The organism is Flagellimonas rhodophyticola (genome assembly GCF_049332665.1).
Taxonomy (GTDB): Bacteria; Bacteroidota; Bacteroidia; order Flavobacteriales; family Flavobacteriaceae; genus Flagellimonas.
Genome location: NZ_CP186326.1, coordinates 921,816 through 947,921, shown reverse-complemented (window position 1 = coordinate 947,921; position 26,106 = coordinate 921,816). Strand labels below are relative to the sequence as shown.

Sequence of the window (26,106 nt, the reverse complement as noted above, 5' to 3'; positions counted from 1 at the left end):
TTTGCCTTACTTAAAATCAATCTAAATAAAGTTAGTGGTCACTGTTGCTGAATTGGGATATGGACAGAAAGGGGTTATAAAGGAATTCTCCGAAGATATTCTGCCCATTAAGTTGCTGGAGTTAGGTTGTTTGCCAGGAAATAGTGTCGAACTTGTGCAGGTGGCCCCATTGAATGACCCAATTTATATTAATGTAAACGGAAGCCACATCGCTATTAGAAGATCTCTTGCCAAACAGATTGAAATTGAAATCCAAGAAGACCCTAAAGCCATATGAGCAAGATCATTAATGTTGCACTTATTGGCAATCCCAATACCGGTAAAACTTCCGTTTTTAATGCCCTAACCGGATTGAAGCAAAAAGTGGGCAATTACCCTGGAATAACAGTCGAAAAAAAAGAAGGTATTTGCAAGCTTCCAAGAGGAATTAAAGCCCACATCATAGATCTTCCAGGAACCTACAGTCTAAACACTACTTCTTTGGATGAAAGTGTAGTTGTAGAGCTTTTGCTAAACAAAAAGGACAAGGATTACCCTGATGTTGCCGTGGTGGTAAGTGATGTGGAAAACTTGAAACGGAATCTGCTCCTTTTCACCCAAATCAAAGATTTGAGAATTCCGGCAATCTTGGTCATCAATATGGCGGACCGAATGTCCAAAAAGGGGATCTCTTTGGACATAGAGGCTATGGAAAAGAAGCTGGATACCAAAATTGCGTTGGTAAGTACCCGAAAAAACAATGGTATTGAGCACATTAAGGAACTCATAGCCGATTTCAAGTCTTTATCAACCAATCCAAACGTTGATACTTCCAGAATTTCACCTGAATATTTCTCCCGGTTACAAAAGGCATTTCCTAACGAAGATTTGTACAAACTTTGGTTGGTAATCACACAGGATGTCAATTTTATGCCCATTGAAAAGAAGCGCATTGAAGATGCCACCTCTTTTTCAACAAAATCCAAGACAGAACTAAAAAAACTACAGCATAAAGAGACTGTTTTAAGGTATCAGTTTATCAACAATACCCTAAAAGGAACTTATGAAGTGAATTTTCAAGCAGCCACGGGGCTTAGAGGGTCGCTCGATAAAATTTTGACTCATAAAGTCTTTGGGTACGTTATTTTCTTTGCCATTTTACTTTTGATATTCCAAGCCATTTTTGATTGGAGCACCTATCCCATGGATTTCATTGACGAGCAATTTGCCATGGCCGGTGAATGGATAAAAAACACCTTACCTGCTGGAGTTTTTACCGATTTATTGGCTGAAGGAATCTTGGCCGGTATAGGTGGTATTGTCATTTTTATTCCTCAAATAGCCTTTTTGTTCCTATTCATTTCCCTGCTGGAAGAATCAGGGTATATGAGCAGAGTGGTCTTTTTAATGGATAAGCTTATGCGCCCTTTTGGATTGAGCGGCAAGAGTGTTGTACCCTTAATTTCGGGAACCGCCTGCGCCATTCCAGCGGTAATGGCAACTCGAACCATAGAAAATTGGAAAGAGCGGTTGATTACCATTTTGGTAACCCCTTTCACCACATGTTCCGCAAGATTGCCTGTTTACTTAATTCTTATCGCTTTGGTGATACCACAAGGACGCTTCCTAGGGTTAAGTTTTCAAGCTTTGACCTTAATGCTTTTATACCTCATCGGATTCGGAATGGCAATTTTTTCAGCCATGATACTGAACAAAATCCTTAAGATAAAAAGTCGTTCCCTGTTCATGATCGAGATGCCCACCTACAGATTGCCATTGCTTAAAAATGTGGCATATACGGTTTTGGAAAAGACCAAGAGTTTTGTTTTTGGTGCTGGTAAAATCATATTGGCCATTTCCATAATTCTTTGGTTTTTAGGCTCGAACGGAATTTCTGAGAAATTTCAAAATGCCGAAAGCATTGTTAATAAACGAATAGAGGAACAAGGTCTTTCCCCTTACAGCAAAAATTATATTCAAAACAATCTTAACACCTATTCTCAAGAATCAAAGCAAGATTCCATCCAAATAATGACTCCTATTTTACAGGAAAGAGCCAGAGCTCAGGAAATTGCCAGTTATAAATTGGAGCATTCCTATATTGGATATGCAGGCAAAGCCATTGAACCGGCAGTTAGACCTTTAGGTTATGATTGGAAAATTGGGATTGCGGTTTTGACCTCATTTGCAGCCCGAGAAGTTTTCGTGGGCACGCTGGCCACGATTTATAGTGTTGGTAGTGATGAGGAAGAAACTATTAAAAATAGGATGGCTGCGGAACTGGACGAATCGGGTAAAAAACCGCTTTTTAATCTGGCATCTGGCATTTCGCTCATGCTTTTCTATGCTTTTGCCATGCAATGCATGAGTACTTTGGCTATCGTGAAAAAAGAGACCAATTCATGGAAATGGCCTTTGTTTCAACTTCTCTTCATGAGTGTTTTTGCCTATCTTGTAGCATTGACCGCCTTTCAAATCCTTAAGTAATGGAAGATTTTCAACAAATACTTGTTTATCTCACTCTTGCATTAGCAGTCGGTTATTTGGTCTGGAAGTTTATCCTTCCCAAGACCTTGGTCAAAAGCAAAAAGAATGCATCCAAAGCCTGCGGGCAGGATGGATGTGGTTGTGACTGATCCTTTTTAATCCATTATACTTTATATTCATATTACGGAGGGGATAAAAAAATTCACCCCTCTTGTAACCTTTTTGGATTTCCTGACTATATAAAGTAACACACCAACTAAAAAACATCTTTTGAAAGAGCCTTCAGATGAAATACTAATGCGGAAAGTTGCCGATGGCAATCTGGATTTGCTAAAGGTTCTTTTTAACAGGCATCATAAACACGTGTATAATTATTTGTATAAAATGAGTGGAGATCAAATGCTAAGTGAGGACTTGACACAAGATGTTTTTTATAAGCTCATCAAGTATAGGGATTCATATAAAAACGGCTCGTTTGTGTCATGGTTGTTCACCATCGCCAGAAATAATCTAAAAAGTCATTTCACAAGAAACGTCAAAAACCATGAAGATATTAATGTTCTTGAGTATAAATCTGTGGAAAGCACAGAAGATTACCAAGAAGACTACTCCCATTTACAAAATGCGCTGAACCGGTTGGAAGAAACTGATAGGGAAATGGTCATTTTAAACAAGTTTCAAGAAATCCGGTATGAAGAATTGGCCGAGATTATGGGCAGCACTCCCGGGGCAGTAAAAACACGAGTTTGTCGAATCTTGAAGAAATTAAAAGGATATTATTTAGAAAGTATATAGTCATGAAAAAACAACATGTTTCGGACCTGTTTCCAGAATATTTGGAAAAGACTTTACCGGAAAAAGAAGTGATTGCTATTGAAAAGCATTTAGCAGGCTGTGCCAGTTGCCAAAAGGAATTGGAAGAATTTAAAGTGCTTTTTGAAGCCATTGCAAATGAGCCAGTACAAGTTCCTTCCGACAAGCTCCGTCTAAACTTTGAAGAAGCTCTTGAATTGGAAAAAGCATCCATCCCCAAAGTAATTTCACTTACTGAGGAAAATAAGAAATCTTCCTGGGCATCAAATATACTTAAGGTTGCGGCCAGTGTTGCCTTACTTGTGGGGTCATTTCAAATGGGCAGTATTTTCCAACAGAAAAAGTCCAATAATGACCTTGTTGTTGTGCAAAATGAAAGTCTACAACTAAAACAAACGGCCATGCTTTCCTTAATGGAAAACCAATCAGCTAGTAAAAGAATACAGGGGGTTAACTATATCGAAGAATTTCCAAATCCTGATGAGGCTATTGTAAAAGCTTTGACCACTCGATTACTTTATGATGAGAATGATAATGTGCGGCTGAATGCTTTTGAGGCACTTTCAAGCTTCACATCCACCGAAACTGTAAAGACTGCCTTTATAGACGCTTTGGGAACCGAGAAAAACCCAAGTATCCAAATTGCTATTATCCAAGCATTGGTTCAGATTCAAGAGAAGAAGGCTATTGGCCCCATGCAAAAATTGCTGGAAAAGGAAGACACCCAGCCTTTCATTAAAGATGAAATCAAATTAGGATTACCAAAAATTATATAAACATCAAAAAACGAAAATCATGAAAAAAGTAACAATTCTATTAATCGCTCTCGCATTTGGCACAAGTATCAATGCGCAAACGGACTTTACCAAATCACTGAACGGGGTGGATTGGGTAAAAATCGAATCCAAATCAGATATCACCCTTAAAACACATAGTTCGAATGAACTGTTGATCAAAAAAAGTAGAAGTACAAAAGTTTCTGAAAAAGCAAAGGGTTTAAAACTCGTTGGCGAAGGTGGATCCGATAATACCGATGTTGGGTTTTATGTGGTGCAAGATGGGAATACCTTGATTGTAAAAAGTTTGAGGAAATCGGAAGGAGCTGAAATATATCTTCCCAAGAATCAAAATGTGTCTGTAAAAAGTACCTGGCACGGAAATATTGATATAGATGGATTTTCCGGTGAAGTTGAAGCTGATGCCCAGCTCAATGGTAGTGTTGAAATAAAAAATGTGAATGGTCCGGTAACTGCCAACGCATTAAATGGAGAAATTGAGGTAGGGTTTGGAACCGTTAAGCAAAACTCTCCCATATCCATTTATACCACAAACGGAGCAGTAGATGTAACACTGCCAGCGAGCACTCCTGCAGATTTGACCCTAACTACCACAAATGGGGACATCTACACCAATTTTGATATTAAAAGAGAGGAAAAAGATGGATTAAAATCTGTTTCTGGGCGAAAAGTAAGAGCTGTAATCAACAGCGGCGGAGTAGATATTTCTTTGAAATCAACCAACGGTAATATCTATCTAAGAAAGCAATAATAAGCAAACATCAAAAAACGAACAGTCATGAAAAAATTGTCAATCATTTTAATGATGAGTATTATCGGCTCATCGCTAAACGCTCAAAAAGTCATAGAGAAAACTATCGATTACAACAATCAGCGTATTGATGTGGAGGTTAAGTTTGCTTCTGACATTACTGTAAAGACCTGGGATAAATCTACCGTATATTTTAAGGCGGAGATTATGACCGAGGATGAGAAATATCTTGATCTATACAAGCTCGATGTAAAAGAAAGTTCCAACTCTATCATAATTACTTCCAGGACAAAAGAGATTTTCAAAGCGCTTCAAGAAGAACGCGATAAAAACAGGCCAGATGGAAAAAAGCGGTACTATTTCACCAATCAAATGTACCAGTTTGATTATACCCTTTATGTACCCAAAAATGCTAATTTCTCTGTGAGTAGTATCAATGGAGACTTAAAAGCTGAAATCATCGAAGCAGATTTTACAGCTGACTTAATCAATGGAAATATTGATATTAAAAAGTATGATGGAAATCTTGAGCTTAGAACCATCAATGGAGAAATCGACCTGGCCATTTCAAATTCACAATTGACCGCAGAAACTATCCACGGGAATATTTACGCTGATGAAAAATTGAAATTGGACGTTACGGATCGTCATGTGGGTCAAAAAGTGGAAGGAAGGTTTAATGGAGCGACCAACCGTCTCAAACTAAATACCATTAATGGCAATATGTATCTCCGACTTTAGTGTGTTGAATTTTAGAGTATTGGAGCAATAAATGAGTACACCAAAAGTGCCCATCCAATGACCAATAATAGTCCTCCTAAGGGGGTCACGGGGCCAAGAAAGCGAAGTTTCTTTCCGTTAGCGGTACTTAAACAAAGGCCATAAATACTAAAGGAAAAAAGAAATGTTCCACTAATAAAACAATGCACGATATAGTGTTCAATAGGCTTGTCAAATCCAAAATTAAAGCTCAAAACCAATAGCACAATGGCGTGGTACATTTGATATCTTACCCCTGTTTCAAAACTTTGCAATTGATCCGGGGTAAGTTTCTTTTTTAGTGCATGCGCACCGAATGCCCCAAAAATGACTGCCAACAATCCATAAAGCCCTCCAATAAGCTGTGTCAACAAAATGGTCTCCATTACATTTTTACATTTTACAACTCAATATTAATCTCATAGTCTGAGTTTACTTTAAAAACGCATTCCCTGTATTTGGGAGGTCCGAAAGTTTTCATCTTTCCTTTGGAAAAGGCTACTTTCTCAGTAGGAATGCCGAGCCAATTAGTATCTAGTTCATCATTGTCATTTTCATCATGAAAAACGGCCAATGCATATTCCCCTGCAGGCATGTCTTCAAGTTTTAAAGCCACTACTCCTTCATGTGCCTCTGCAGAACCGGTCTTTACAACCTTGTCAAACTTTAAAAAAGATTCGTCCGAATCATAAACGGCAACATTTATTTTTCCGTCTTCCGAAGCAACATTATGAACCTTGACTGATATAGTGTTTTGGGAAAACAGCCATACGGGCATCACTAAAGCACATAAAGTAAGTCTTCTCATATTAAATTTGGGATAAGTAATATTTCTTATGCATATACGGAAGCAAAATTAGTTCGGGTCTTCGAGTTTGGCCAACAATTCTTCATTCAAAAGATGATATACTTTTTGCGTTTCCAAACTATCCTTAAAATTGAGGAAGAGTTTAAGGGAATCATCGTGTACCAATCTTATTTTTTGTTGTCTTAGATCATCTACAAAAACATAAACCTTCGTATCGGTCAATGAATCTTTAAAAACCCCTTTTTCTATTGCTGCCCATGAAAAACCATTGGATCTTTCCAATTCTGGAATTCTATCAACAAGCATAACACTATCAATCTCCGAAATAGGAATTTTTTGGTAATAGATTCCGGATAGAATTCTTAATTCTCCTTCCTCAATTTTATGCCAATTTTTATAGTGGATTATAAACGCAAAAACACAGATAATCAAGGTAAGTACTATGAGCACATTCCAAAATCCGTGTCTTTTCTTCTTATTCATTTTCCTTATCCGTTCTATACTTATCAAACCATGCGACCGTATGTGCAATCTTGGTAATTAGATTGCTTGGTTTACTGGCAATGCCATGACTTGCTCCGGGAATTTCCACCAGAACTGTCTCAATTTTGCGCAGTTTAAGGGCATGATATAATTGTTTGGCTTCACTTGGCGGAGTACGTAAATCATTCATTCCCACCATAACCATTGTTGGGGTCTCTATATTACCAACGAGTGAAATGGGAGAAAATTTCCAATAGCCTTCAAAATTTTCCCAAGGTTGTCCGGGATAGCGATGATCGTAATAATAAAAATAGTTGTCCGCAACCAAGGTCTTGCTGATCCAGTTCATTACGGGCTTGGCCACAACAGCAGCTTCAAATCGGTTGTTCTTTCCAATCATCCAAGCCGACATAATACCTCCAGCACTTCCACCAGTCACAAACAATTGGTCTTCGTGAGCAATGCCTTTGGAAATGCAGTGGTCTACCCCATCCATAACATCATTATAATCCTCTCCGGGATAGTTATTGTAAAGCAAGTTTCCAAATTCTTCTCCATAGCTTGTGCTGCCCCTTGGGTTTGGGTAGAATACAATGTATCCTGCAGAGGCATATAATTGCATCTCAATTGAAAAGCGGTCGCCATAATTTAAAATAGGGCCACCATGATTTTCAACCATAAAGGGATATTTTTTGGAAGCGTCATAGTTTGGTGGATATACAACCCATCCTTGTATATCTCGTCCATCTACGGATGATTTGTACCAAACCTCTTCTACCTTACCCAACTCTCTATAGTTGAGCAGGGCTCCGTTCAAATTGGTAATCTTGATTGGGTTTTTGGACTTTGGTTTAAGAATGGCCAATTCAGCCGGATACTTTGGGCGTGATTGCGTAAATGCAATGGTCCCATTTTTTGAAATACTAAAAGAACCACTTGCGTAAGGCCTTCCCAAGGAAGTTCCCCCTTTATTGTCGAGTATTTTTGACACCGCACCTGAAAGCGAAACCTGTCCAACCTTTCCATTGCCTTTATCATCGTAATCAATATATAGCGCATCACTTTTTGTATTCCATTCAAAATTGGAAATGGTGCGGTCCAATCCTCCGGAAATGACTCTTTTCCCGCTTCCATCGATATTCATGATATGAACTTTTCTAATTTGGAAGGCCTGCACCTTATCCTCAAAACCCAAATAAGCAATGTACTTCCCATTTGGAGAAACCTTTGGGTTGTAATCAGGTCCATTTCTATCTGTTAATGCATTGATTTCTCCATTTTGGACATTCACGGAATAGATTTCACTATTACGGAACCGATACTCCCAATCCTCCACTCTATTTGCGGAAAAATAAATTTTACTTCCGTCTCTTCCCCATGAAAGTGTGCCTCTGTGATGCCAATCACCAGAAGTAATCTGCCTAGGAGCACCCCCATCTGCAGGAACAGTAAAAATATGATTGAACCCGGGTTTAATATAACCTCTTCCATCCGCTTCATGATAAACGCGATCCGTAATTCTAGGGGCTTCAGCCCATTTTGCTCCTTTGGGCTTTTTTGGCATTTTAGCAATTACAGGAGCTGCTTTGGGCACGTTCATAGAAAAAGCAAGTTGCTTACCATTTGGAGACCAAGTCAATGAACTTGGACTAAATGGTAGTTGGGTAAGTTTGGCCATTTTTCCTGAAGAAACCCAATACATATAGATTTCGGAACCTTCCTCTGTACTACTTGAAAACACAATGCGATCTCCCGAAGGGGACCATACTGGTCCGCTTTCGTTTACTTCTCTGGTTGTTAGTTTTTGATTTTGAGTCCCATCCGTTTTAATGAGCCATAAATTTCCAACAGACCGGTCTTTCAAAATGTCAAAGCCCATTCTCCGATATACCACCCATTCCCCATCAGGAGAGATTTGTGGGTCCGAAACATATTGAAGTCCAAATACATCGAGGTATGAAAAATGCTGTTTTTGTGCTACTGAAAATTGCAGGGCACTTACTGCAATCAAGAAAAAAAGAAGTCTCCGCATAGTTTTGAAATTTGTAGTTTTAAAGGTAAGCAAAAGGACGATCCTTAGAAACAAAATTGCAGATGCAACTAAACATTTCCATCATTCAACTTGTTACCATATGCGCAGTTGTCAATGGGTTCATTTTTGCTTTTTTGCTGCTCGAAAAAAAGGAAAACAGATTTGCCAATAGATTTCTTTCAATAACGCTGATCTGCATGTGCTTGACCTTTACTCCATATATGTTGGACCCTTCCATTTGGAACCAATATAGATGGTTAGCGTGGTTGCCCTTTTCACTTTCTTATTGGATAGGTCCTTCTTTTTATTTTTATGTTCATACTCTGACCAACCCAAGTTTTCGGTTTAATAAAAGACATCTTTGGCATTTTGCCCCCATCATTCTTAACTACATACATAGTATTTTTCATGGCATTTTTCCAGGAAACGTTACCCCATGGTATTGGTTTCATTTTGTTGCCGAACTATTTGAATCAGCATCAATTATTTCCATTATGATCTATATGGTGCTATCCTTTAAAAGGGTGAAACGGTATCGCCAACAACTTCTAAACAACGTCTCTAATATGAATGAAATTGATCTTCATTGGGTCAAAAAAACCATTGTGGTCATCATTTGTTCTTTCATGCTGATATTTATTTTTCTGTGGGTAAGTAGTGCCATTAGTGGAAAACTTTTTTTCTATCAATGGAATGAATATAAAGCAGCCATATTGGTATTGTATGCTTGTATGCTTTATTGGCTAAGCATACACGGCTATCGACAGACGCAAACGTTAAAACTTATCAAACCGGAAGAAATTCCTATTGGTGTTCCAAACAAAGAATCTGTCAAGACCATAGAACAACTTCATCTGGTTATGACTCAGGAAAAGCTTTTTAGAAATCCCGAATTGAGTTTAACTAGCCTGAGTAAAGCTGTTGGTATTTCCGAAAGGTCGATTTCGGAAACCTTGAATGGACATCTCAATAAAAACTTCTATCAATTTGTAAATGAATATCGGGTAAAGGATGTTCAAGAAAAGTTGATGAATCCCGAAAATTCCCATTTAAAAATCCTCAGCTTGGCATTTGATGCGGGATTTAACTCCAAAGCAACATTCAACCGTTTGTTTAAAGGATATACGGGCTTGACTCCCAAAGAGTTTAAAATCCAAAAATTAGGTTAAAAAACACCTTTTGAGACGTACAATCAGTCATTGAGACCTTTGCAGATAGTCTTCATTCCTACTTTCATGGAAAAATCACATCATGCAAAAAACAATTTTAATTCTGTTGTCCGTTACGTTTTCATCATCCTTATTTTCACAATCCATAAAAGATCTGGATTTTTTAATCGGCACCTGGAAAATCGTTGAAACCATATATCCCGGAACTGAAAAAGAGTATCAAGAAGTTGGAACCAGAACCTGTGAGTATTACCTCAACGGAAGTTTTATTAAGTGTGAATCCGTGACCGTCGATCAAAGAAACCAGCGGGAACGTTTTTATTCTTACATGATCAACTATGACAAAAAGGAAAATTGCTTTAGGGCTACCAATTTTGCCCATGATTTTCCATTACATGGTCAATTCAAATGGTTTTTGGACAAAGAAAACGAACGTATTATTGCGATCACACCCAAAAATGTAATTGAAGATCGCTTTTTTAGGGCGACCATCTCTTATGCGGATAGAGACAAACTAGTCTGGAACGGATGGGCCAGCGTTTTTGAAAAGGACAAGGAATGGATTCAAATCTTTACTGATGTGACCACAAAGATCAACTAAGTGTCAATCATGAAAAGAGTTATCTTTTGTTTAAGTCTGTTATTTCTCGCTGGTTGTCAAAATTCGAAGGATGACATGCCTGAAGTCCCCTTTTCCAACTTTATGGAATATGGGGAATACTCTGTTGGCTTTAAAACGCTTTTTACGACTGATGATTCCAGAGAAAGTGTGCCTTACGCGGATTGGAGTGGAAAACTCTATCCTGAACATAAAGCATCTGAAGGCAGAAAGTTACCCATACACATTTGGTATCCCGCTTCTGACAAATCCAAATTGCTTCCCTATGCCCATTTTGTAGATCTAATGACCGCGCAAACTGAAGAAGGGTTCAAAAAAGATTCTGATGCACTTGCCAAGAAAATCTTTGCCTACCAGGTTGATCAATTAAAGGGTGAAGATGGGTTTACCATGGCTCAATTGGATACCCTTTTGGCATTAAAAACAAACGCTTCACTCAATGCAAATCCCATACAGCAAAAATTTCCATTGGTCATCTTTCCAAACGGCGCTAGTCCGGCCTATCAAAGTGTTTTATGTGAATATTTGGCCAGTTATGGATTTGTGGTAGCAGCAGTCGCTCTTAAGGGCGAATTTTCACATGTAAGAGGTACTTCTGTAAAAGGATTGGAAACGGCGGTTAGTGACTTACAATTTACTTTGGGTCAGTTATTTAAATTACCTAATGTAAATAAAGAAGAAGTTGCTTTGATAGGAAATGCGATGGCTTCTTCAATTTGTGCAAGCCTAGCTTCGCGCAACAAAAAAATTAAAGCGCTTATTAGTTTGGAAGGAGGTCTGTTAAGTCAATTTGAACAAAATATTCTGAATGAAACCAACTTTTATGAACCGCAACGGATTACTCTTCCCCTTTTGGCCATTTATGCTCCGCACCCAAGTATTTCACCTGAGCAAATCTATCATTTAAACTATAGCGAACGATATTTTGCCCACTTTCCAGAAATGAGTGAGTTCCATTTTTTGAATTTTGGTCCGTTTGAAGCATATGTGCCAAACATTATTGGGCAACCAAAAGGAGATGTCAAAAAAGGATTTAAAGTTTCAGCAGAACTTGTCTTGGCCTTTTTGGATGCCAAATTGAAACAAGAAGAAGAAAACCTGAATCAATTTTATGGTGGTGAAATACCGGAAAAGTTTGAAAAGACCATAGACACCCTTTTTAGGTTAGATGGATTTAATCCTCCCCCAAACATGGCCATTCTCAAAAATCTTTTTATCACAAAAGGGATGTACGCGATAGATAGCATTTATCAATCTCATATTTCCGAAGGGAATCCAAAACCATTTTCAAACACCTTTTATAATGACTTTAAAAATTGGCTTGCCTGGAAGAAAGACCCAGACTATGTTTATCGTATGCATTTGTATGAAATGGCAGCGGAAAGCTATCCGGAATCAACCTTAAACCATTATCGCCTTGGTTATTATTTGGAAAAAAATAACCTAGCAGAAAAATCACAATTGCATTACAAGCAAGCCAAAAAATTAATTGATGAGGACAATACTATAACCCCATCATTAAAAAGAGATTTAGAAAGCGCTCTGAACGAGGTGATAAAGTAGCTGTGTTCATGAAAATGTGATAGGTGAAAATTTAATGCTCATTACTTGCTATATTTATCGGAAATAGCAAACCTTACCATGTTTAAGTTTTTTCGGAAAATACGTCAAAAACTGCTTTCGGAGAATAAGTTTTCGCAATACCTCGTTTATGCCATTGGCGAGATTATTTTAGTGGTCATTGGTATTTTAATTGCGCTGCAAATCAACAATTACAGCGAGCAAAAAAAGGAACGAAAACAAGAAATCATATTACTCCAAAACCTTTCCAAAGATGTGGGATTGGATATTAAACAAATTGATTCCAATTCAAAAAAAACCAACGAACGTCTGGGTCGACTGAATACCACTTTATCATTTTTGAATAGCAAGGATTCTATTGGAATTGATGAGTTTTCGAACCGCTCATTCGAGTTTATGGTTGACAACTACTTTAGTAGCAATAGTGGCATATTTGACGAGGCAGTATCGTCTGGTAAGATGAGCTACATCAAAAATCCCCTACTCTCGCAGGCCATCTTCGATTATTATAGAAATGCCAAGCAAAGTTTGATAGATGGTACCTCCCGCCAAATTACCGATGAAGTCATAACTCCCCTCCTTGTTGAATCAGTGATGCTGAACAAAAAAGCTTTTGCTCGATTGGGAATGCAAGTGGAAAATATTGCTGATATTGAAGCATTAGATATCGAGAGCCTAAAAAGCAACAGGGATTTTTGGAGAATGTCCCTTTTAAAGTTCGGTAGCAACCAAGAGCAATTGATGCGCTGGGGATTTTTAAAACAGGATGCCCAAGGACTTAAATTAAAAATTGACCAAGAATTGGAAAGGTTAACCAATTAACCTTTTACTGAGCATATGGATTTTAATAATAAGCAGGTATTGATAACAGGAGCTTCAAGAGGTATTGGCAAAGCAACTGCTATTGCCTTTGCTCAAAAAGGGGCGAAAGTTGGCATCAATTTTAGAAGCAATTTGGAAGAAGCTCAAAAAACCTTAGCCGAATTACCAGGAGAAGGACATCAACTTTTTCAAAAAGATATTGCACAAAAAGAAAACTGCCAGACTCTTGTTGATGCGTTCGTTTCCACTTATGGTTCTTTGGACATTTTGGTAAACAATGCCGGAATTTCCATTTTTCATGACATTGATGAGGTAGATTTTGAACATTGGACCGACGCTTGGGAAAACACCTTTAAAACCAATTTGTTTGCGCCAGCCAATATGTGTTATTGCGCAGCACAAGCAATGATGAAATCAGGTGGAGGTCGTATTGTAAATGTATCATCCAGAGGTGCATTTAGAGGAGAGCCTACCAAACCTGCCTATGGTGCCAGTAAAGCTGCATTGAATGCCATGAGTCAATCTTTGGCCAAAAAATTGGCTCCTTACAATATTTATGTTGGAGCTGTGGCACCTGGTTTTACCGAAACTGAGATGGCTGCTGTTACCCTGACACCTAAAGAACGGGAGAATCTGCTTCGGGAATCTCCTTTTAAGCGCATGGCACAACCCGAAGAGGTGGCCCACGCCATTTTGTTTTTAGCTTCAGATGGAGCTGAATACTCCTCCGGAACCATAATCGATGTCAACGGAGCCTCTTATTTAAGAAGTTAATATGAAAGCCTCCACCATTGCCCAACTTAAAAAAGAACTTCAACATCGTTCGCCGGATGAGCTTTTGAATTTATGTCTTCGTTTAGGTCGATTTAAAAAAGAGAACAAGGAACTACTTACGTACCTCTTGTTCGAAGCCGACCATGAGGCTGGTTTTATTGAAAGCGTAAAATCTGAAATTGACGAACAATTCCTGGACATCAATACCAACAGTTTTTTCTATATCAAAAAAAGTGTTCGGAAGATATTGCGCAACATCAAAAAATACATTCGCTATTCGGGAAATAAAGAGACCGAAGTAGAGCTGTTACTCTATTTTTGTGAGAAACTAAAAACCTTCCGCCCTTCAATCCATAGGAACATTGCTTTGTCCAATTTATATGAGAGGCAAGTGGTGTATATCGAAAAGAAGATTGCTGCACTCCATGAAGACCTTCAGTATGATTATGGCTTGGCACTTGAAGATTTAAGAGAGCTATAGGCAACCATTCTGTAAAAAGAATCGTCTTTCTATTTACAAACCATATCAATCATTAAACATGGAAGTAAATAACAGAACAGCGCGTCTGGCTGGGTTTTTTTATTTTTTAATCGCAGTAACGGGATTATTCAGTCTAATGTATGTTCCCTCTCTACTTATTGTTTGGGACAATCCTTCAGAAACAATCGACAACATCAAATCCTCAGAATTTTTGTTTAGAATGGAGATTTTAAGTGAGCTTCTGTGCTATTTATTTTTTATACCTCTCCCTTTGATTCTCTATCAGCTGTTCAAAAGGATTAATAAAACACAGGCCGTTCTAATGGCTGTTTTAGCCATTATTAGTGTCCCTATTTCATTTAATGCTGTGGCAAACAAACTTGATGTTCTTTCATTAGTCCGCGGAGCCGAATATTTAAATATATACACCCCGGATGAAATTCAAGCTCAAGTGATGCTCGCTTTCAAATCGTATTACAATGAGATTTTAGCAGTACAGGTATTTTGGAGCCTTTGGTTGTTTCCCTTTGGATATTTGGTGTTTAAATCAGGGTTTCTGCCTAAACTTTTAGGGTTGTTTTTAATGGTAGGAAGCATCGGCTATTTCCTGGATTTCATTGGCAGAATGGCATTCTCCGATTATGGCAGTCTTTGGATATCAGATTATATTACCATACCTGCTAGCATTGGAGAGCTTGGCACCTGTCTATGGCTTTTAATCATGGGAATAAAAAACATTGCTCCGACCGCTAATGGTGATAAGGATAAAGAGCGTATCTCAATTCTTCCTTAAAGTGTGGTTAGAACTTTAGAACACTTTGCTTTGCAAAATCTGAAGCTTTAATAGGGTTCCCATTAATGGTTCCGGTATCCCAATCTTGGGTTATTTTCCATTGCCCGTCAATCTTTTGCAGAACAATATGGAATTGGCCATAGCTATAACTGATTTTTCCATCTTTATCAATAAACCCAATCCTATAAAACCCCACTTCATAGGAAGTAGTGGCATTGGTATGACGACTATCGAACCAAAAATCCAAAGAGATTGAGATGCCATCGGCCTTGTTTTGCTCAAACCGTTTAAGATTCTTTCCCTTAAAGGTATTTTCAGTATCTATTCCCTGTGGAGTTACCCTTAGTACCTCATCGGCATAAGTGGCATTTAATGCTTCACCGTCCAGAGTTTGAAAGGCTTTCTGAAAAGGTTTCCAAACTGATTTGTCAATCTCTTGTTGTATATCTGCAGTTGTTTGCGCTTTCACATGTCCCAAAATGCCAAAAACCAGAATTATTGTTAGTCGTATCATACTTTAAAGATACTATTATGGAGCATATAGCTCATTTTAAACTCCATAATTGATATTTATTTCACTTCCTTTTTGAGAAGCAAAAAAACAAGACCAGTCAAAGCAATCAGACTGCATCCAAACATGGCAATGGGAATGTTTTGATAGTTGTCTTGATAGTACCACCCTGATAACAAGGCACCAAGACCAATTCCCGCTTCAAGAGCTATAAACATGGTCGCAATACCTTTACCTCGCTGTTCTGAAGGACTCAAATCAGCCGTCCAGGCATTCAATGCTGGTGATAAAATGCCTGTGGAAAGTCCATAAAGTGCCCCGGCTATCAGTAGTCCAGAAGCTGTTTGAAGGAGTGCCATCAATACCAAGGCGCAACATAGAAGGAAGAGTCCTGTCATAGCAACCCATTTACGTCCTACTCTATCTGAAACCTTTCCTGCCAAAAAACGAATGGCTAATGAAACAATAGTAAATACAATGAAAAAGCTTCCTTTATTACGAATACCTAAATGGTCGCTCCAATCAGGAATAAGCGTCAGAACCATTCCAAAAGCAAAATAGGCCAAAAAAGTAATGATTGCCGGGGTCATTACTTCAAGTGAAATGATATCCTTCCTTGAAATTTTGAGCATGCCCAATCTAAATGGCTGCTTTGCAACCAGCGTTTCGCGAAGTTTAAAAATCAAAATGATTGATAATAGTGCCATGGCAGAAGAACTATAAAATAGCACCTCATAGGAATAATGAAGTTTTATGGTGCTGCCAATAGCAGGACCTAAAGCTAAACCACTCGTAAAAAATAATCCTTGAATACCAAAAGCCTCACCCCAACGATGAGCTGGAACAATATCGGCCACATAAGCCGCAACCGCCGTAGGGGTGAATCCTGTTGAGAATCCATGGGCCAATCGCAGAAGTAGAAATCCTGCCACTGTGGTCAGGACAGGGTATAAAAATCCGCAGATCATACAGACCAATGCTCCAAAAACCATCACGGGTTTACGTCCTATCTTATCTGTTAACAGACCACTAAACGGTCTTGAAATACCAGCGGTCAACGTAAATAATGCGATAATAAGACCGATGTACTTTGAACCTCCTAGTCCAGAAAGATATCCTGGCAATTCGGGGATAAGCATATTAAAACTGCTTGAAAAAAGCAAGGAACTCAAGCACAACAATCCAAATCGAAGATTATAGATAGGGTGTATTGTTTTTGTCTGAGTAGTGGTATCTTGTGCATTCATAAAAGTACCCCAAAGAAATAGCCACTTTTTGAACCTGAAAAGGACATTTGTCCCAATATTCAAAAATGATACGCGTCAATACAGAACTACTAAATTATGTGACCAGATTACATAGCTCTGGGGACCATCCAATGATTTTGGAGGAGGATGCAAAAGCTGGTGAAAAAATCATTGTTCAAAAAACCAAGGTCTTTGCCTTATATATTATTAAAAGCGGAATGGTAAAATGCTACCATTCGATAGACACAGGGACCTATTTTATTCAAGAGGTTTTTGGTGAAGGTGAACCCTTCGGTGAGATTGAAATTTTTACTGATGAATTTAGTTTTTGCACTGTTCAAGCACTTACGCCAATTTCATATTATAAGATTCCCAAGACAGATTTGGAAGAACTAATCAAAAAAGATAAAATCTTTAATAGTCTGCTCTTGAAAATGATGGCTTCCAAAATAAGGTATACCGCGGTCCGACATTCCTATAATCAATCGCATTCTTTGGAACAGAACCTTAACCGATTAGTAGCGGATTTTCCTGACTTATTGCAAAAAATTTCAAAAACTGATATTGCCAATTACCTTGGCATTACTGTTAGAAGTTTGAATCGGGTTTTGAAAAACTTTGCTTGAAATTATCCTAAACCAACATCCAAAGTCATCATAATGATAAATCCACCAATAAAGCCCATCGTGGCTACATCAGTGTACTTATCTCTTTGCGTTTCTGGTATCACTTCTTCCACCACCACAAAAATCATTGCTCCAGCTGCAAAAGAAAGTGCGTAAGGTAAAATTGGTTCGAAAGTCAACACCGCCCATGCTCCCAAAACTGCGGCAATTGGTTCAACAATAGCAGAAGCTTGTCCATACATAAAGCTTTTTGTCCTGCTCAAACCTTGACGGCGTAACGGCATGGCCACCGCAAAACCTTCAGGAAAGTTTTGAAGTCCAATTCCCAAAGCCAATGCTACAGCACCTCCGATGGTAGCCCCATCAAAACCTGCTGCTACTCCTCCAAAAAGGACACCAACAGCCAATCCCTCAGGAATGTTATGCAAGGTAATAGCAAGGGTCAACAAAGTTGTTCTGTGCCAAGGCGTTTTTACGCCTTCTGCCTCGCTTTCTTTAAAGTTGATATGCAAGTGGGGTAAAACTTTATCCAATCCAAAAATAAAGGCGGCTCCTAACAAAAATCCGACAGCTGCCGGGATTACCTTTACAAATCCTTCCCCCTCACTCATTTCAATTCCCGGAGCCAACAAACTCCAAAAACTTGCAGCAACCATAACTCCTCCTGTAAACCCTAGCATCCCATCCAAGAGTGCACGGTTCATTCCTTTAAACAAAAATACAAGAGCTGCCCCGGCGGCCGTCAATCCCCAAGTAAACAGTGTAGCGTAGAAGGCTGCCAAAATGGGGTTTATACTTTCAAAATATTGAATTATCTGTTCCATTAATCGTTCAATTTAACGTAAAGATTAGATGCTATCTGATGTGAAATATGAAGTTCCCTTCCATCCATTTGAATATGGAGTGATTGATCAAATTCTTCTTTTTCCAACACTTCTATGGTGTTACCCAAGGCTATTTTATTCTTGTCCAGAAACTTTAAAAAAGTAGAGGAAGTATCCTTTACCCCAACGCAAACACCTTTGGATTTTATTGGAATATCGCTCAGCAATTGTTTATCTCGCTCCATAAACTTTCCATCCTTGCTGGGAATGGGGTCACCATGAGGGTCGTATTTTGGAAAATCCAGAAGTTCATCAATCTTGTCAATTAGTTTTTCACTTTTTATGTGTTCCAATTGTTCGGCAATTTCATGCACCTCATCCCAAGAAAAATCTAACTTCTTGACCAAAAAAACCTCCCATAAACGATGCTTTCTGACAATAGAAAGTGCCGTTTCAACTCCAATATCGGTTAAAGAAACGCCTTGATATTTCACGTAATTGACCAACCCTTTTTTAGCCAATTTTCTGGCCATATCGGTAACCGAAGAAGGTTTGGTCTCCATTTGTTCTGCAATGGCATTAGTTGCCACTGAAATAGAATCGTTTCCTCCTAAATGGAAGATGGTTTTGATGTAGTTTTCTTCCGAACGAGTCATCAAAAATTAATTTTTCCAAAAATACATTTTTATTTGTCAAAACCAATTTTTAGATTTGTCTAAAATTAATTTTACTCAAATTGAAAAAAAAGATTGTCCATTTTACACTTTTCATGTTGTCAGCTCTGTTCCATATTTCTGGATCAGCGCAAGAAACCATTATAATGGGAAAGGTTACCGAGGACAATCAACCACTTTCTTATGTAAACGTTGTGTTGAAGGGAACCCAGAAAGGTACAGCTACGAATTTTGATGGCTTTTATACCCTGACCGATATTACCCCAGGAGAGTATGTTCTAATGGCTTCTTCCATCGGATATGTTCCATATAGAACAACTATTTCGATTCAATCTGGTGAAACAAGGACCATAAATATTGAAATGACAACTTCTCCGGAGTCATTAAGTGAGACCGTGGTGACCGGAACACTAAAACCTGTAAGTCGATTAGAAAGTCCAGTCCCCGTTGAAGTCTATACACCTACTTTTCTAAAAAAGAATCCAACCCCAAGTATTTTTGAAGCGCTTCAGAATGTAAATGGGGTACGTCCGCAAATCAATTGCAATGTTTGTAATACGGGTGATATCCATATTAACGGGTTGGAAGGGCCATATACCTTAGTCTTAATAGACGGTATGCCTATTGTAAGTGGACTTGGAACGGTGTATGGCTTATCTGGCATACCTAATTCACTTATAGAACAAATTGAGATCGTAAAAGGCCCAGCTTCTACTTTGTACGGTAGTGAAGCGGTTGGAGGACTGATCAATATTATAACAAAACATGCTCCTAACGCTCCTGAATTCTTTGCCGATGGTTTTATAACTGGTTGGGGAGAATACAATCTGGATGTTGGAAGTAAGTTTGAATTGGGTAAGAAAACCGACGTGTTGCTGGGTGTCAATTACTTTAATTTTGATGAAGTAATCGACAATAACGGCGACAACTTTACCGATTTAACGCTTCAAGACCGAATTTCAATATTCCAGAAATGGAACTTCAAACGAGATGATTCCAAGGTATTTTCGTTGGCGGGTCGTTTTTTTTATGAAGATCGTTGGGGTGGAGAGCTCGATTGGACACCAGAGTTTCGAGGTGGTGATGAAATTTATGGTGAAAGTATTTATACCCGAAGATGGGAGGTCTTGGGAAAATACGAACTTCCTATTGATGAAAAAGTGATGCTTTCCTTCTCTTACAATGATCACAATCAAAATTCGGTGTATGGCAATGTTCCCTATTTGGCGGATCAGCGTATCGGATTTGGGCAATTGACCTGGGATAAATCCATTGGAAAACACGATTTGCTCTTTGGAGGTGCCGTTCGTTATAATTATTATGACGACAATACCCCTGCTACTTCTAGTTCACCTGAAAACGTCTGGATTCCCAGCATTTTTGTTCAGGATGAAATCGAGCTTGCTCAAAATCATTCAGTTTTAACAGGACTTCGGTATGATTATGACAAAAGGCATGGCAATATTTTTACTCCAAGAGCTGCCTACAAATGGAAAATTAGTGATCACGATATTCTACGGTTGAATTCAGGTACAGGATTTCGCGTGGTAAATCTATTTACGGAAGATCACGCCGCATTGACCGGGGCCAGGGATGTAGTCATTGCCAATGAACTAAAACCGGAACACTCTGTCAATGTGAATTTGAACTATCTAAAAAAAATCTATAGCGACAATGGCACCTTTATAGGCTTTGATGCCTCAGCATTCTATACCCATTTCTCCAATATTATTTTGCCGGATTACGATACCAATCCTAACCAGATTATCTATGATAATCTAGACGGAAAATCAGTATCGCAAGGCTTAAGTGCCAATTTGGATATGGTGTTTGCAAACGGACTTCGATTTATGGTTGGAGCGACATGGCAAGATGTGAGCAATACTGAAAATGGCATTAAAGAGCGACAAATTCTTACCGAAAGTTTTACGGGGACCTGGAATGTGTCGTATACCTTTCGTTCGTTGGATTTAAGTGTTGATTATACTGGAAACCTATATGGTCCGATGCGATTGCCTCTTTTGGGAGATCTAGACCCAAGAGCTCCAAACTCACCAACTTGGAGCATCCAGAATATTCAATTTACCTATAAAGGAGTTAAAGATTTCGAGCTCTACGGCGGCATTAAAAACCTATTGGATTGGACACCCAACCGTGGAAATCCTTTTATCATTGCCAGGGCTAACGATCCTTTTGACAACAACGTGACCTTTGATACCAACGGTAATGCTGTAGCGACCACCAACAATCCTTTTGCGCTTACTTTTGACCCAAATTATGTGTATGGTCCCAACCAAGGGATTAGGGCCTTCTTTGGATTGCGGTATACTGTTTTTTAGGATTTATTTGCTTTTGTTATATTAGGTGTATGATCATCATTCAAAAAGATAGCATATCATGAAGAATGGTATACTTTTTCTATTTCTCACTTTAAGTGCATTTTCTTCCCTTACCGCGCAAGAAGCTATTAATCTTTTTGGAAATCTTGATTTTGGACCACACCTGGTAGGGACAAAGCAACTCGCTGTGGACCATACAACAAATGGAACGTCAACAAGCCTCAGTATTCAACTTTGGTATCCCGGAAATGAGAACGGTGACAAATTAATATTTTCGGATTACCTCAATTACAAAGGTAAATTTAGTCATCAGGAACTTTTGGAGAATCTTTCCGTAGGAATTTCCGGTGTCCCAGATGCATTTCCAAATAATAGTTTGGAACTAGTTCTAAATGCTCAAATGAAAGCCTCCAAAAATGTAGCTCCAAAAAATGGTCAGTTTCCGCTTCTCGTTTGGAGCATGCGCTATGGAACTGTGGAATCCCAATTCCTGATTTCAGAATATTTGGCTAGTCAAGGTTACGTTGTGGCTTTTGTTGAAGACAATCCAAATTCCGGGTTTCCTTGGCAATTACCTTCTGCTGAAGAAAAAGATTCGGTCCTAAACCAACAAATTGCCGATTTGAATCACGCTATAACCCATTTGAAAAAGCAGCAGAACATAGATAAGGACAGAATTGGAATTTTGTCCTGGAGTTATGCCGGAGAATCGGCAATTCTAACCCAAATGAGCAATTCCGATATAGATTTGGTGGTTGGATTGAGTTCGATAGGGTTTTCATATGGAGTGTATTCAGGAGGCGAACTCCCAAATAAAATTGTAACAGACCAAATTCAGGTTCCATATCTAATTTTATCCGAAAAAATTGGAACCAACGGAAAGGAAAGAACACCTCCGGACATTTTTGATGACATGAATTCTAATTCCCGCTACGTCTCCTTTGAGGAACTCTCCCATGGAAATTTTAATGCTATGGAAGGAATGATTCCCGGAATTCTGAATACCAACAAAGTTCAAAGTTGGTCCAAAGGAGGTAAAGTAGCCCAATTGGGGTTTGAAACCATTTGTAAAATTGCTCTTTCTTTTATCAATGCTACTTTGAAGCCATCTAATTCAAGTTCGTTTGATGATCAAATGAAAGAATTAGACCAAACACTCCCTCCAACATTTATTTCAGTCTTCCAGCCTAAAAGCCAAAACTGAGATTGGCTTTGTGCTTAATATCTTGCCGTCTTATTGTCTTAATCTTTCCATTCCTTATTTTTGACCTGCGTTCTTCATTTCACAACGCAACCTATCAATACCAACTGAAAATTTAGATTGACATGTCCCAAAAAAATGAGCTAAGGGAAATTGCGAAGTTGTTCTTCAAACTAGGAAGCATCGCTTTTGGAGGTCCAGCTGCGCACATAGCAATGATGGAAGACGAAGTGGTCAATAAACGAAAGTGGATGACCCAAGAACATTTTTTAGATCTTGTGGGCGCCACCAATTTGATTCCAGGTCCAAACTCAACCGAAATGACCATGCATTGCGGACACGAGCGTGCCGGTTGGAAGGGCCTTTTTGTTGCTGGTATCTGTTTTATCTTTCCCGCGGTGGTTATTACAGCTGTATTTGCATGGTTATATGCGGAATATGGACAATTACCCAAGGTGGAGCCTTTTATTTACGGTATTAAACCAGCAGTTATTGCCATTATTCTAATGGCCGCTTTCCGACTTGGAAAAAAGGCGGTTAAAACTACTGAACTCACCATTCTGGGAATCATCGCTTTAGCTACCTGTTTGCTTGGCGTAAATGAAATCGCAGTGCTTTTTGGTACAGGATTACTCGGTTTTGGTCTCTATTTTGCAAAAAAGAATATGGGTAACTTAAAAAGTCATATCCCATTTTTACTTTTTCAGGTCAGTGACCCAATGAAAATTGGGTCTTTTAAAATATTGCTGACATTCTTAAAGGTTGGAGCCATATTATATGGTAGTGGATATGTATTATTTGCCTTTTTGGATGCAGAATTGGTTGCTAACGGATGGCTAACCAGACAGGCTTTATTAGATGCTGTTGCTGTTGGACAAATAACCCCTGGGCCTGTGCTCTCTACCGCAACCTTTATAGGTTGGCAAATGAATGGTATTTCGGGTGCATTTATGGCTACCCTGGGTATTTTTCTTCCTTCCTTTCTTTTTGTACTGATATTGAACCCTTTGATTCCCAAGATGCGAAAATCAAAGATCATCGGGAGCATATTGGATGCTGTAAATGTGGCCGCAGTAGCTTTAATAGTGGCCGTTTGTGTAGAAATGGGAAAAGACACCTTGACTGATTGGAGAACCATAGTCATTGCGGTTATCAGTTTGCTGGTTGTTTTCGTATTTAAAAAAGTCAATAGTGCCTTCATCGTTTTAGGCGGGGCAGTTTTGGGATATCTACTGACCTTTATCTGATCATTGTAATCCATTTTTCAACGGATATATTTTCCATATCCAAAGACATTAGTCTTTGCACAATTTTCCATTCCGTATTTTTGGTTTATGTCCCACTTTGACTATATCATAATTGGAGCAGGAGCAGCAGGTTTGTTGCTTGCCGATGCACTTACACAGGACGATTACTTTTCATCAAGTTCCATATTGATCATTGATCGAGACAATAAGACCACAAACGACCGAACTTGGTGCTTTTGGGAAAAAGACGAAGGTACGTTTGACCATTTGCTACATAAAAGTTGGCCTAGCATCCATTTTGCAGGGAACGGATTCGAACATTCTGCCTCTATTTCCCCTTATCAATATAAAATGTTGAAGGGTATTGATTTTTATAATCACTATTTGGATAGAATCAAAAAACACCCCAATGTAACATTGGTTAAAGACCGGGTGATTTTGATAGAGGAAAGTGAGAACAAAGTCCTAGTAACATCACAAAATGGGTTTTTTACATCAACCAAAGTTTTCAATAGTTGGGTGAATCATCAAAATGTGACATCCCAAAAAAAATATCCATTGATCCAACAGCACTTTGTGGGCTGGTTTGTAAAAACGGAAAAGCCAATTTTCAATTCGAACGAGGCGACCTTTATGGATTTTTCCATTCCTCAAAAAGGGAATACGCGTTTTATGTATGTACTTCCTTTTTCAGAAACGGAAGCGCTATTGGAGTATACGCTGTTTTCTGAAAACACCTTGGACAAATCAGAATATGAAGCCGGTATTCGTGAGTATATAGAGCAGCGCTTAGGAAATACTCCTTTTAAAATTATAGCTGTTGAGCAAGGTAACATCCCCATGACCTGTTATGGATTTCATGAACATAATTCCGACTCACTACTCAATATTGGTATTGCCGGTGGGTGGGCCAAACCAAGTACCGGTTTTACCTTTTATAATACGCATAGAAAAGTTGCGCAACTCGTTGAACACTTAAAAAAGAATCAACCATTATCACGATTCCATAAAAGGAATAAATTCTGGTATTACGATTTACTGCTATTGGACATTCTCTATCGTGCAAACCATTTGGGGAGCTCCATATTTGGAGCCATGTTTCAAAAAAGAAAGCCTCAACTGATATTGAAGTTCTTGGATGAGGAGACTTCTTTATGGGAAGATTTGCAGATAATCAGCGCTTGCCCAAAGTTGCCTTTTCTTAAAGCGCTTTGGAAACGTATTTTCTAAACTGTTCGCTGCATCAGATTTTGTCCAAACTCTTTTAAAATCAGTTTGTTTTCTTCAGGTAGATTGATCTTGGACAATGCGGCAGAAGCTTTTTGGGTATAAGTATGAATTTCATCTTTGGTCACTTCTACTGCTCCGCTATCTAAGAAAATTGATTTTACAGTCTCTATTTTTGTTTCAGAATTCTCAGGTTTTATTGTGTACAGGTAAAGAAGACTCTCCTTTTGGTTTGGTTTTGCGAATTCCAAGGATTTTAGATACAAAAAAGTTTTTTTGTTTTCCATAATATCGCCGCCAACCTGTTTTCCGAAAGTTTCTGGATCGCCAAAGGCATCCAAATAGTCATCTTGCAATTGAAAGGCTATACCAAGGTTTCTTCCGAATTCATAAATCAAATCTGCATTCTCTTCAGAGGTTTGCGATATAATCGCTCCCATTTTCATGGCTGTCGCTACCAAGACCGCGGTCTTATATTCAATCATTTTTAAATACTCTGGAATAGTGACATCGTCCCTGGTCTCGAAATCCACATCATACTGCTGCCCCTCGCATACTTCAATAGCGGTTTTGCTAAAAAGAGTGGTTAGTATTTTAAACATATCCGATGGATAACTCTCCAAATATTGATAGGAATTGATCAACATGGCATCCCCAGATAAAATACCTGTATTTATATCCCATTTTTCGTGAACAGTGGTTTTTCCCCTTCGCAATGGCGCATCATCCATAATATCGTCATGAACCAATGAAAAATTATGGAATACCTCAATGGCCAAAGCGGCATCCAAAGCTTTGGAAATATTTCCGCCGAACAAGTCCGTAGTCATTAATGTGAGTACCGGACGTAGACGCTTCCCTCCCAAACTCAAAATATAACTTATGGGTTCATAAAGATTTTTAGGTTCTTTGAGAGCAGTCCTTTCTTCTAGATATGAGACGAACGTGCTGCGATACTGTTCAATGGCATTTGAATTGGTCATATGCCAAAAATAAGGTCAATAAATGAAAAAACGAGCCAATACCTATTAGAGTTTACCATTTGAATTTCTTAGTGTAAAA

Annotated in this window: 28 protein-coding genes; 19 read left to right on the top strand and 9 right to left on the bottom strand. The window is 38.6% G+C overall.

The annotated features are described in order from the left end of the window. Positions 1-34 precede the first annotated feature (34 nt). The 7 genes from ACOKFG_RS04345 to ACOKFG_RS04315 all read left to right on the top strand — a co-directional run bounded on the left by ACOKFG_RS04345 (position 35) and on the right by ACOKFG_RS04315 (position 5,568). A complete protein-coding gene (locus ACOKFG_RS04345; protein ID WP_298793305.1) occupies positions 35-277 on the top strand; it encodes a FeoA family protein in 243 nt (80 codons plus the stop codon). Next, positions 274-2,466, top strand: a complete 2,193-nt coding sequence (gene feoB / locus ACOKFG_RS04340; RefSeq protein ID WP_422861910.1) for a ferrous iron transport protein B — start codon at positions 274-276, stop codon at positions 2,464-2,466. The genes ACOKFG_RS04345 and feoB overlap by 4 nt, the downstream gene beginning before the upstream one ends. Further along, positions 2,466-2,615, top strand: coding sequence for a hypothetical protein (locus ACOKFG_RS04335; protein WP_299171539.1), 150 nt, complete (start codon positions 2,466-2,468; stop codon positions 2,613-2,615). The genes feoB and ACOKFG_RS04335 overlap by 1 nt, the downstream gene beginning before the upstream one ends. 121 nt (positions 2,616-2,736) lie before the next feature. Continuing rightward, positions 2,737-3,261: an RNA polymerase sigma factor gene (locus ACOKFG_RS04330; protein WP_422861909.1), complete on the top strand. Its 525-nt coding sequence runs from the start codon at positions 2,737-2,739 to the stop codon at positions 3,259-3,261. A gap of 2 nt (positions 3,262-3,263) precedes the next feature. After that, complete coding sequence (locus ACOKFG_RS04325; RefSeq protein WP_422861908.1) at positions 3,264-4,055, top strand: HEAT repeat domain-containing protein; 792 nt, start codon at positions 3,264-3,266, stop codon at positions 4,053-4,055. Positions 4,056-4,074: 19 nt separating this feature from the next. Continuing rightward, positions 4,075-4,827, top strand: coding sequence for a DUF4097 family beta strand repeat-containing protein (locus ACOKFG_RS04320; protein ID WP_299171531.1), 753 nt, complete (start codon positions 4,075-4,077; stop codon positions 4,825-4,827). 27 nt (positions 4,828-4,854) lie between these two features. Further along, entirely contained in the window at positions 4,855-5,568 is a 714-nt protein-coding gene (locus ACOKFG_RS04315) for a hypothetical protein (protein WP_422861907.1), read from the top strand. An 11-nt stretch (positions 5,569-5,579) separates the two neighbouring features. Here ACOKFG_RS04315 and ACOKFG_RS04310 read toward each other — a convergent pair whose 3' ends face one another. Genes ACOKFG_RS04310 through ACOKFG_RS04295 form a run of 4 tightly spaced genes read right to left on the bottom strand, consistent with a single transcriptional unit; the run spans position 5,580 to position 8,909 of the window. Continuing rightward, positions 5,580-5,972 carry a DUF423 domain-containing protein gene (locus ACOKFG_RS04310; protein ID WP_299171525.1) on the bottom strand — a complete coding sequence of 131 codons (393 nt, stop codon included), beginning with the start codon at positions 5,970-5,972 and terminating at the stop codon, positions 5,580-5,582. Positions 5,973-5,986: 14 nt separating this feature from the next. Then, positions 5,987-6,394: a DUF2141 domain-containing protein gene (locus ACOKFG_RS04305; RefSeq protein ID WP_422861906.1), complete on the bottom strand. Its 408-nt coding sequence runs from the start codon at positions 6,392-6,394 to the stop codon at positions 5,987-5,989. A gap of 48 nt (positions 6,395-6,442) precedes the next feature. Beyond that, positions 6,443-6,877, bottom strand: a complete 435-nt coding sequence (locus ACOKFG_RS04300) for a hypothetical protein (RefSeq protein ID WP_422861905.1) — start codon at positions 6,875-6,877, stop codon at positions 6,443-6,445. Then, positions 6,870-8,909 carry a S9 family peptidase gene (locus ACOKFG_RS04295; RefSeq protein WP_422861904.1) on the bottom strand — a complete coding sequence of 680 codons (2,040 nt, stop codon included), beginning with the start codon at positions 8,907-8,909 and terminating at the stop codon, positions 6,870-6,872. Before ACOKFG_RS04295 ends, ACOKFG_RS04300 begins: the two co-directional genes overlap by 8 nt. Before the next feature lie 62 nt (positions 8,910-8,971). Between ACOKFG_RS04295 and ACOKFG_RS04290 the strand changes: the two genes are divergently transcribed. From ACOKFG_RS04290 to ACOKFG_RS04260, 7 genes are all read left to right on the top strand, one after another. Further along, positions 8,972-10,078: a helix-turn-helix domain-containing protein gene (locus ACOKFG_RS04290; protein ID WP_299171518.1), complete on the top strand. Its 1,107-nt coding sequence runs from the start codon at positions 8,972-8,974 to the stop codon at positions 10,076-10,078. 82 nt (positions 10,079-10,160) lie between these two features. After that, positions 10,161-10,679 (top strand): hypothetical protein, encoded by a 519-nt coding sequence (locus ACOKFG_RS04285; RefSeq protein ID WP_422861903.1) that lies wholly within the window; start codon positions 10,161-10,163, stop codon positions 10,677-10,679. A gap of 9 nt (positions 10,680-10,688) precedes the next feature. Next, the gene (locus tag ACOKFG_RS04280) at positions 10,689-12,260 is read left to right on the top strand and encodes an acyl-CoA thioester hydrolase/BAAT C-terminal domain-containing protein (protein ID WP_422861902.1); all 1,572 of its coding nucleotides are present in this window, start codon (positions 10,689-10,691) and stop codon (positions 12,258-12,260) included. Between the two features lie 78 nt (positions 12,261-12,338). After that, positions 12,339-13,100 carry a DUF6090 family protein gene (locus tag ACOKFG_RS04275; protein WP_298793280.1) on the top strand — a complete coding sequence of 254 codons (762 nt, stop codon included), beginning with the start codon at positions 12,339-12,341 and terminating at the stop codon, positions 13,098-13,100. Between the two features lie 15 nt (positions 13,101-13,115). Continuing rightward, a complete protein-coding gene (locus tag ACOKFG_RS04270) occupies positions 13,116-13,874 on the top strand; it encodes an SDR family NAD(P)-dependent oxidoreductase (protein WP_422861901.1) in 759 nt (252 codons plus the stop codon). Position 13,875: 1 nt separating this feature from the next. Then, a complete protein-coding gene (locus tag ACOKFG_RS04265) occupies positions 13,876-14,355 on the top strand; it encodes a hypothetical protein (protein ID WP_298793276.1) in 480 nt (159 codons plus the stop codon). A gap of 58 nt (positions 14,356-14,413) precedes the next feature. Next, positions 14,414-15,148, top strand: coding sequence for a DUF4386 domain-containing protein (locus ACOKFG_RS04260; RefSeq protein WP_298793274.1), 735 nt, complete (start codon positions 14,414-14,416; stop codon positions 15,146-15,148). Between the two features lie 7 nt (positions 15,149-15,155). Here ACOKFG_RS04260 and ACOKFG_RS04255 read toward each other — a convergent pair whose 3' ends face one another. Both ACOKFG_RS04255 and ACOKFG_RS04250 read right to left on the bottom strand, forming a co-directional pair. Further along, the gene (locus ACOKFG_RS04255) at positions 15,156-15,662 is read right to left on the bottom strand and encodes a YybH family protein (RefSeq protein ID WP_422861900.1); all 507 of its coding nucleotides are present in this window, start codon (positions 15,660-15,662) and stop codon (positions 15,156-15,158) included. A gap of 56 nt (positions 15,663-15,718) precedes the next feature. Next, positions 15,719-16,906 carry an MFS transporter gene (locus ACOKFG_RS04250; protein ID WP_422861899.1) on the bottom strand — a complete coding sequence of 396 codons (1,188 nt, stop codon included), beginning with the start codon at positions 16,904-16,906 and terminating at the stop codon, positions 15,719-15,721. A gap of 65 nt (positions 16,907-16,971) precedes the next feature. Between ACOKFG_RS04250 and ACOKFG_RS04245 the strand changes: the two genes are divergently transcribed. Then, positions 16,972-17,532, top strand: coding sequence for a Crp/Fnr family transcriptional regulator (locus ACOKFG_RS04245; RefSeq protein WP_422861898.1), 561 nt, complete (start codon positions 16,972-16,974; stop codon positions 17,530-17,532). Positions 17,533-17,534: 2 nt separating this feature from the next. Here ACOKFG_RS04245 and ACOKFG_RS04240 read toward each other — a convergent pair whose 3' ends face one another. Next, entirely contained in the window at positions 17,535-18,356 is an 822-nt protein-coding gene (locus ACOKFG_RS04240) for a ZIP family metal transporter (protein WP_422861897.1), read from the bottom strand. Then, positions 18,356-19,012, bottom strand: coding sequence for a metal-dependent transcriptional regulator (locus ACOKFG_RS04235; RefSeq protein ID WP_422861896.1), 657 nt, complete (start codon positions 19,010-19,012; stop codon positions 18,356-18,358). Before ACOKFG_RS04235 ends, ACOKFG_RS04240 begins: the two co-directional genes overlap by 1 nt. Positions 19,013-19,125: 113 nt before the next feature. On the opposite strand from ACOKFG_RS04235, the gene ACOKFG_RS04230 reads away from it, so the two are divergent. The 4 genes from ACOKFG_RS04230 (at position 19,126) to ACOKFG_RS04215 (ending at position 25,047) form a co-directional block, all read left to right on the top strand. Beyond that, the gene (locus tag ACOKFG_RS04230) at positions 19,126-21,369 is read left to right on the top strand and encodes a TonB-dependent receptor (RefSeq protein WP_422862179.1); all 2,244 of its coding nucleotides are present in this window, start codon (positions 19,126-19,128) and stop codon (positions 21,367-21,369) included. Positions 21,370-21,427: 58 nt separating this feature from the next. Then, on the top strand, positions 21,428-22,573 hold the full coding sequence (locus ACOKFG_RS04225; protein WP_422861895.1) for a hypothetical protein: 1,146 nt from the start codon (positions 21,428-21,430) through the stop codon (positions 22,571-22,573). A 122-nt stretch (positions 22,574-22,695) separates the two neighbouring features. Continuing rightward, the gene (gene chrA / locus ACOKFG_RS04220; RefSeq protein ID WP_298793261.1) at positions 22,696-23,817 is read left to right on the top strand and encodes a chromate efflux transporter; all 1,122 of its coding nucleotides are present in this window, start codon (positions 22,696-22,698) and stop codon (positions 23,815-23,817) included. Positions 23,818-23,904: 87 nt separating this feature from the next. Next, the gene (locus tag ACOKFG_RS04215; RefSeq protein ID WP_298793259.1) at positions 23,905-25,047 is read left to right on the top strand and encodes a lycopene cyclase family protein; all 1,143 of its coding nucleotides are present in this window, start codon (positions 23,905-23,907) and stop codon (positions 25,045-25,047) included. On the opposite strand, the gene ACOKFG_RS04210 is transcribed toward ACOKFG_RS04215, so the two are convergent. Continuing rightward, positions 25,044-26,027, bottom strand: coding sequence for a polyprenyl synthetase family protein (locus tag ACOKFG_RS04210; RefSeq protein ID WP_422861894.1), 984 nt, complete (start codon positions 26,025-26,027; stop codon positions 25,044-25,046). The genes ACOKFG_RS04215 and ACOKFG_RS04210 overlap by 4 nt on opposite strands. Between the last annotated feature and the right edge of the window lie 79 nt (positions 26,028-26,106).

Bases quoted from the DNA above. Each gene is read 5' to 3' on its own strand.
- feoB (WP_422861910.1), top strand. From the start codon at position 274: ATGAGCAAGATCATTAATGTTGCACTTATTGGCAATCCCAATACCGGT.
- ACOKFG_RS04335 (WP_299171539.1), top strand. From the start codon at position 2,466: ATGGAAGATTTTCAACAAATACTTGTTTATCTCACTCTTGCATTAGCA.
- ACOKFG_RS04325 (WP_422861908.1), top strand. From the start codon at position 3,264: ATGAAAAAACAACATGTTTCGGACCTGTTTCCAGAATATTTGGAAAAG.
- ACOKFG_RS04320 (WP_299171531.1), top strand. From the start codon at position 4,075: ATGAAAAAAGTAACAATTCTATTAATCGCTCTCGCATTTGGCACAAGT.
- ACOKFG_RS04315 (WP_422861907.1), top strand. From the start codon at position 4,855: ATGAAAAAATTGTCAATCATTTTAATGATGAGTATTATCGGCTCATCG.
- ACOKFG_RS04310 (WP_299171525.1), bottom strand. From the start codon at position 5,972: ATGGAGACCATTTTGTTGACACAGCTTATTGGAGGGCTTTATGGATTG.
- ACOKFG_RS04305 (WP_422861906.1), bottom strand. From the start codon at position 6,394: ATGAGAAGACTTACTTTATGTGCTTTAGTGATGCCCGTATGGCTGTTT.
- ACOKFG_RS04300 (WP_422861905.1), bottom strand. From the start codon at position 6,877: ATGAATAAGAAGAAAAGACACGGATTTTGGAATGTGCTCATAGTACTT.
- ACOKFG_RS04295 (WP_422861904.1), bottom strand. From the start codon at position 8,909: ATGCGGAGACTTCTTTTTTTCTTGATTGCAGTAAGTGCCCTGCAATTT.
- ACOKFG_RS04290 (WP_299171518.1), top strand. From the start codon at position 8,972: ATGCAACTAAACATTTCCATCATTCAACTTGTTACCATATGCGCAGTT.
- ACOKFG_RS04285 (WP_422861903.1), top strand. From the start codon at position 10,161: ATGCAAAAAACAATTTTAATTCTGTTGTCCGTTACGTTTTCATCATCC.
- ACOKFG_RS04280 (WP_422861902.1), top strand. From the start codon at position 10,689: ATGAAAAGAGTTATCTTTTGTTTAAGTCTGTTATTTCTCGCTGGTTGT.
- ACOKFG_RS04275 (WP_298793280.1), top strand. From the start codon at position 12,339: ATGTTTAAGTTTTTTCGGAAAATACGTCAAAAACTGCTTTCGGAGAAT.
- ACOKFG_RS04270 (WP_422861901.1), top strand. From the start codon at position 13,116: ATGGATTTTAATAATAAGCAGGTATTGATAACAGGAGCTTCAAGAGGT.
- ACOKFG_RS04265 (WP_298793276.1), top strand. From the start codon at position 13,876: ATGAAAGCCTCCACCATTGCCCAACTTAAAAAAGAACTTCAACATCGT.
- ACOKFG_RS04260 (WP_298793274.1), top strand. From the start codon at position 14,414: ATGGAAGTAAATAACAGAACAGCGCGTCTGGCTGGGTTTTTTTATTTT.
- ACOKFG_RS04255 (WP_422861900.1), bottom strand. From the start codon at position 15,662: ATGATACGACTAACAATAATTCTGGTTTTTGGCATTTTGGGACATGTG.
- ACOKFG_RS04250 (WP_422861899.1), bottom strand. From the start codon at position 16,906: ATGAATGCACAAGATACCACTACTCAGACAAAAACAATACACCCTATC.
- ACOKFG_RS04245 (WP_422861898.1), top strand. From the start codon at position 16,972: ATGATACGCGTCAATACAGAACTACTAAATTATGTGACCAGATTACAT.
- ACOKFG_RS04240 (WP_422861897.1), bottom strand. From the start codon at position 18,356: ATGGAACAGATAATTCAATATTTTGAAAGTATAAACCCCATTTTGGCA.
- ACOKFG_RS04235 (WP_422861896.1), bottom strand. From the start codon at position 19,012: ATGACTCGTTCGGAAGAAAACTACATCAAAACCATCTTCCATTTAGGA.
- ACOKFG_RS04230 (WP_422862179.1), top strand. From the start codon at position 19,126: ATGTTGTCAGCTCTGTTCCATATTTCTGGATCAGCGCAAGAAACCATT.
- ACOKFG_RS04225 (WP_422861895.1), top strand. From the start codon at position 21,428: ATGAAGAATGGTATACTTTTTCTATTTCTCACTTTAAGTGCATTTTCT.
- chrA (WP_298793261.1), top strand. From the start codon at position 22,696: ATGTCCCAAAAAAATGAGCTAAGGGAAATTGCGAAGTTGTTCTTCAAA.
- ACOKFG_RS04215 (WP_298793259.1), top strand. From the start codon at position 23,905: ATGTCCCACTTTGACTATATCATAATTGGAGCAGGAGCAGCAGGTTTG.
- ACOKFG_RS04210 (WP_422861894.1), bottom strand. From the start codon at position 26,027: ATGACCAATTCAAATGCCATTGAACAGTATCGCAGCACGTTCGTCTCA.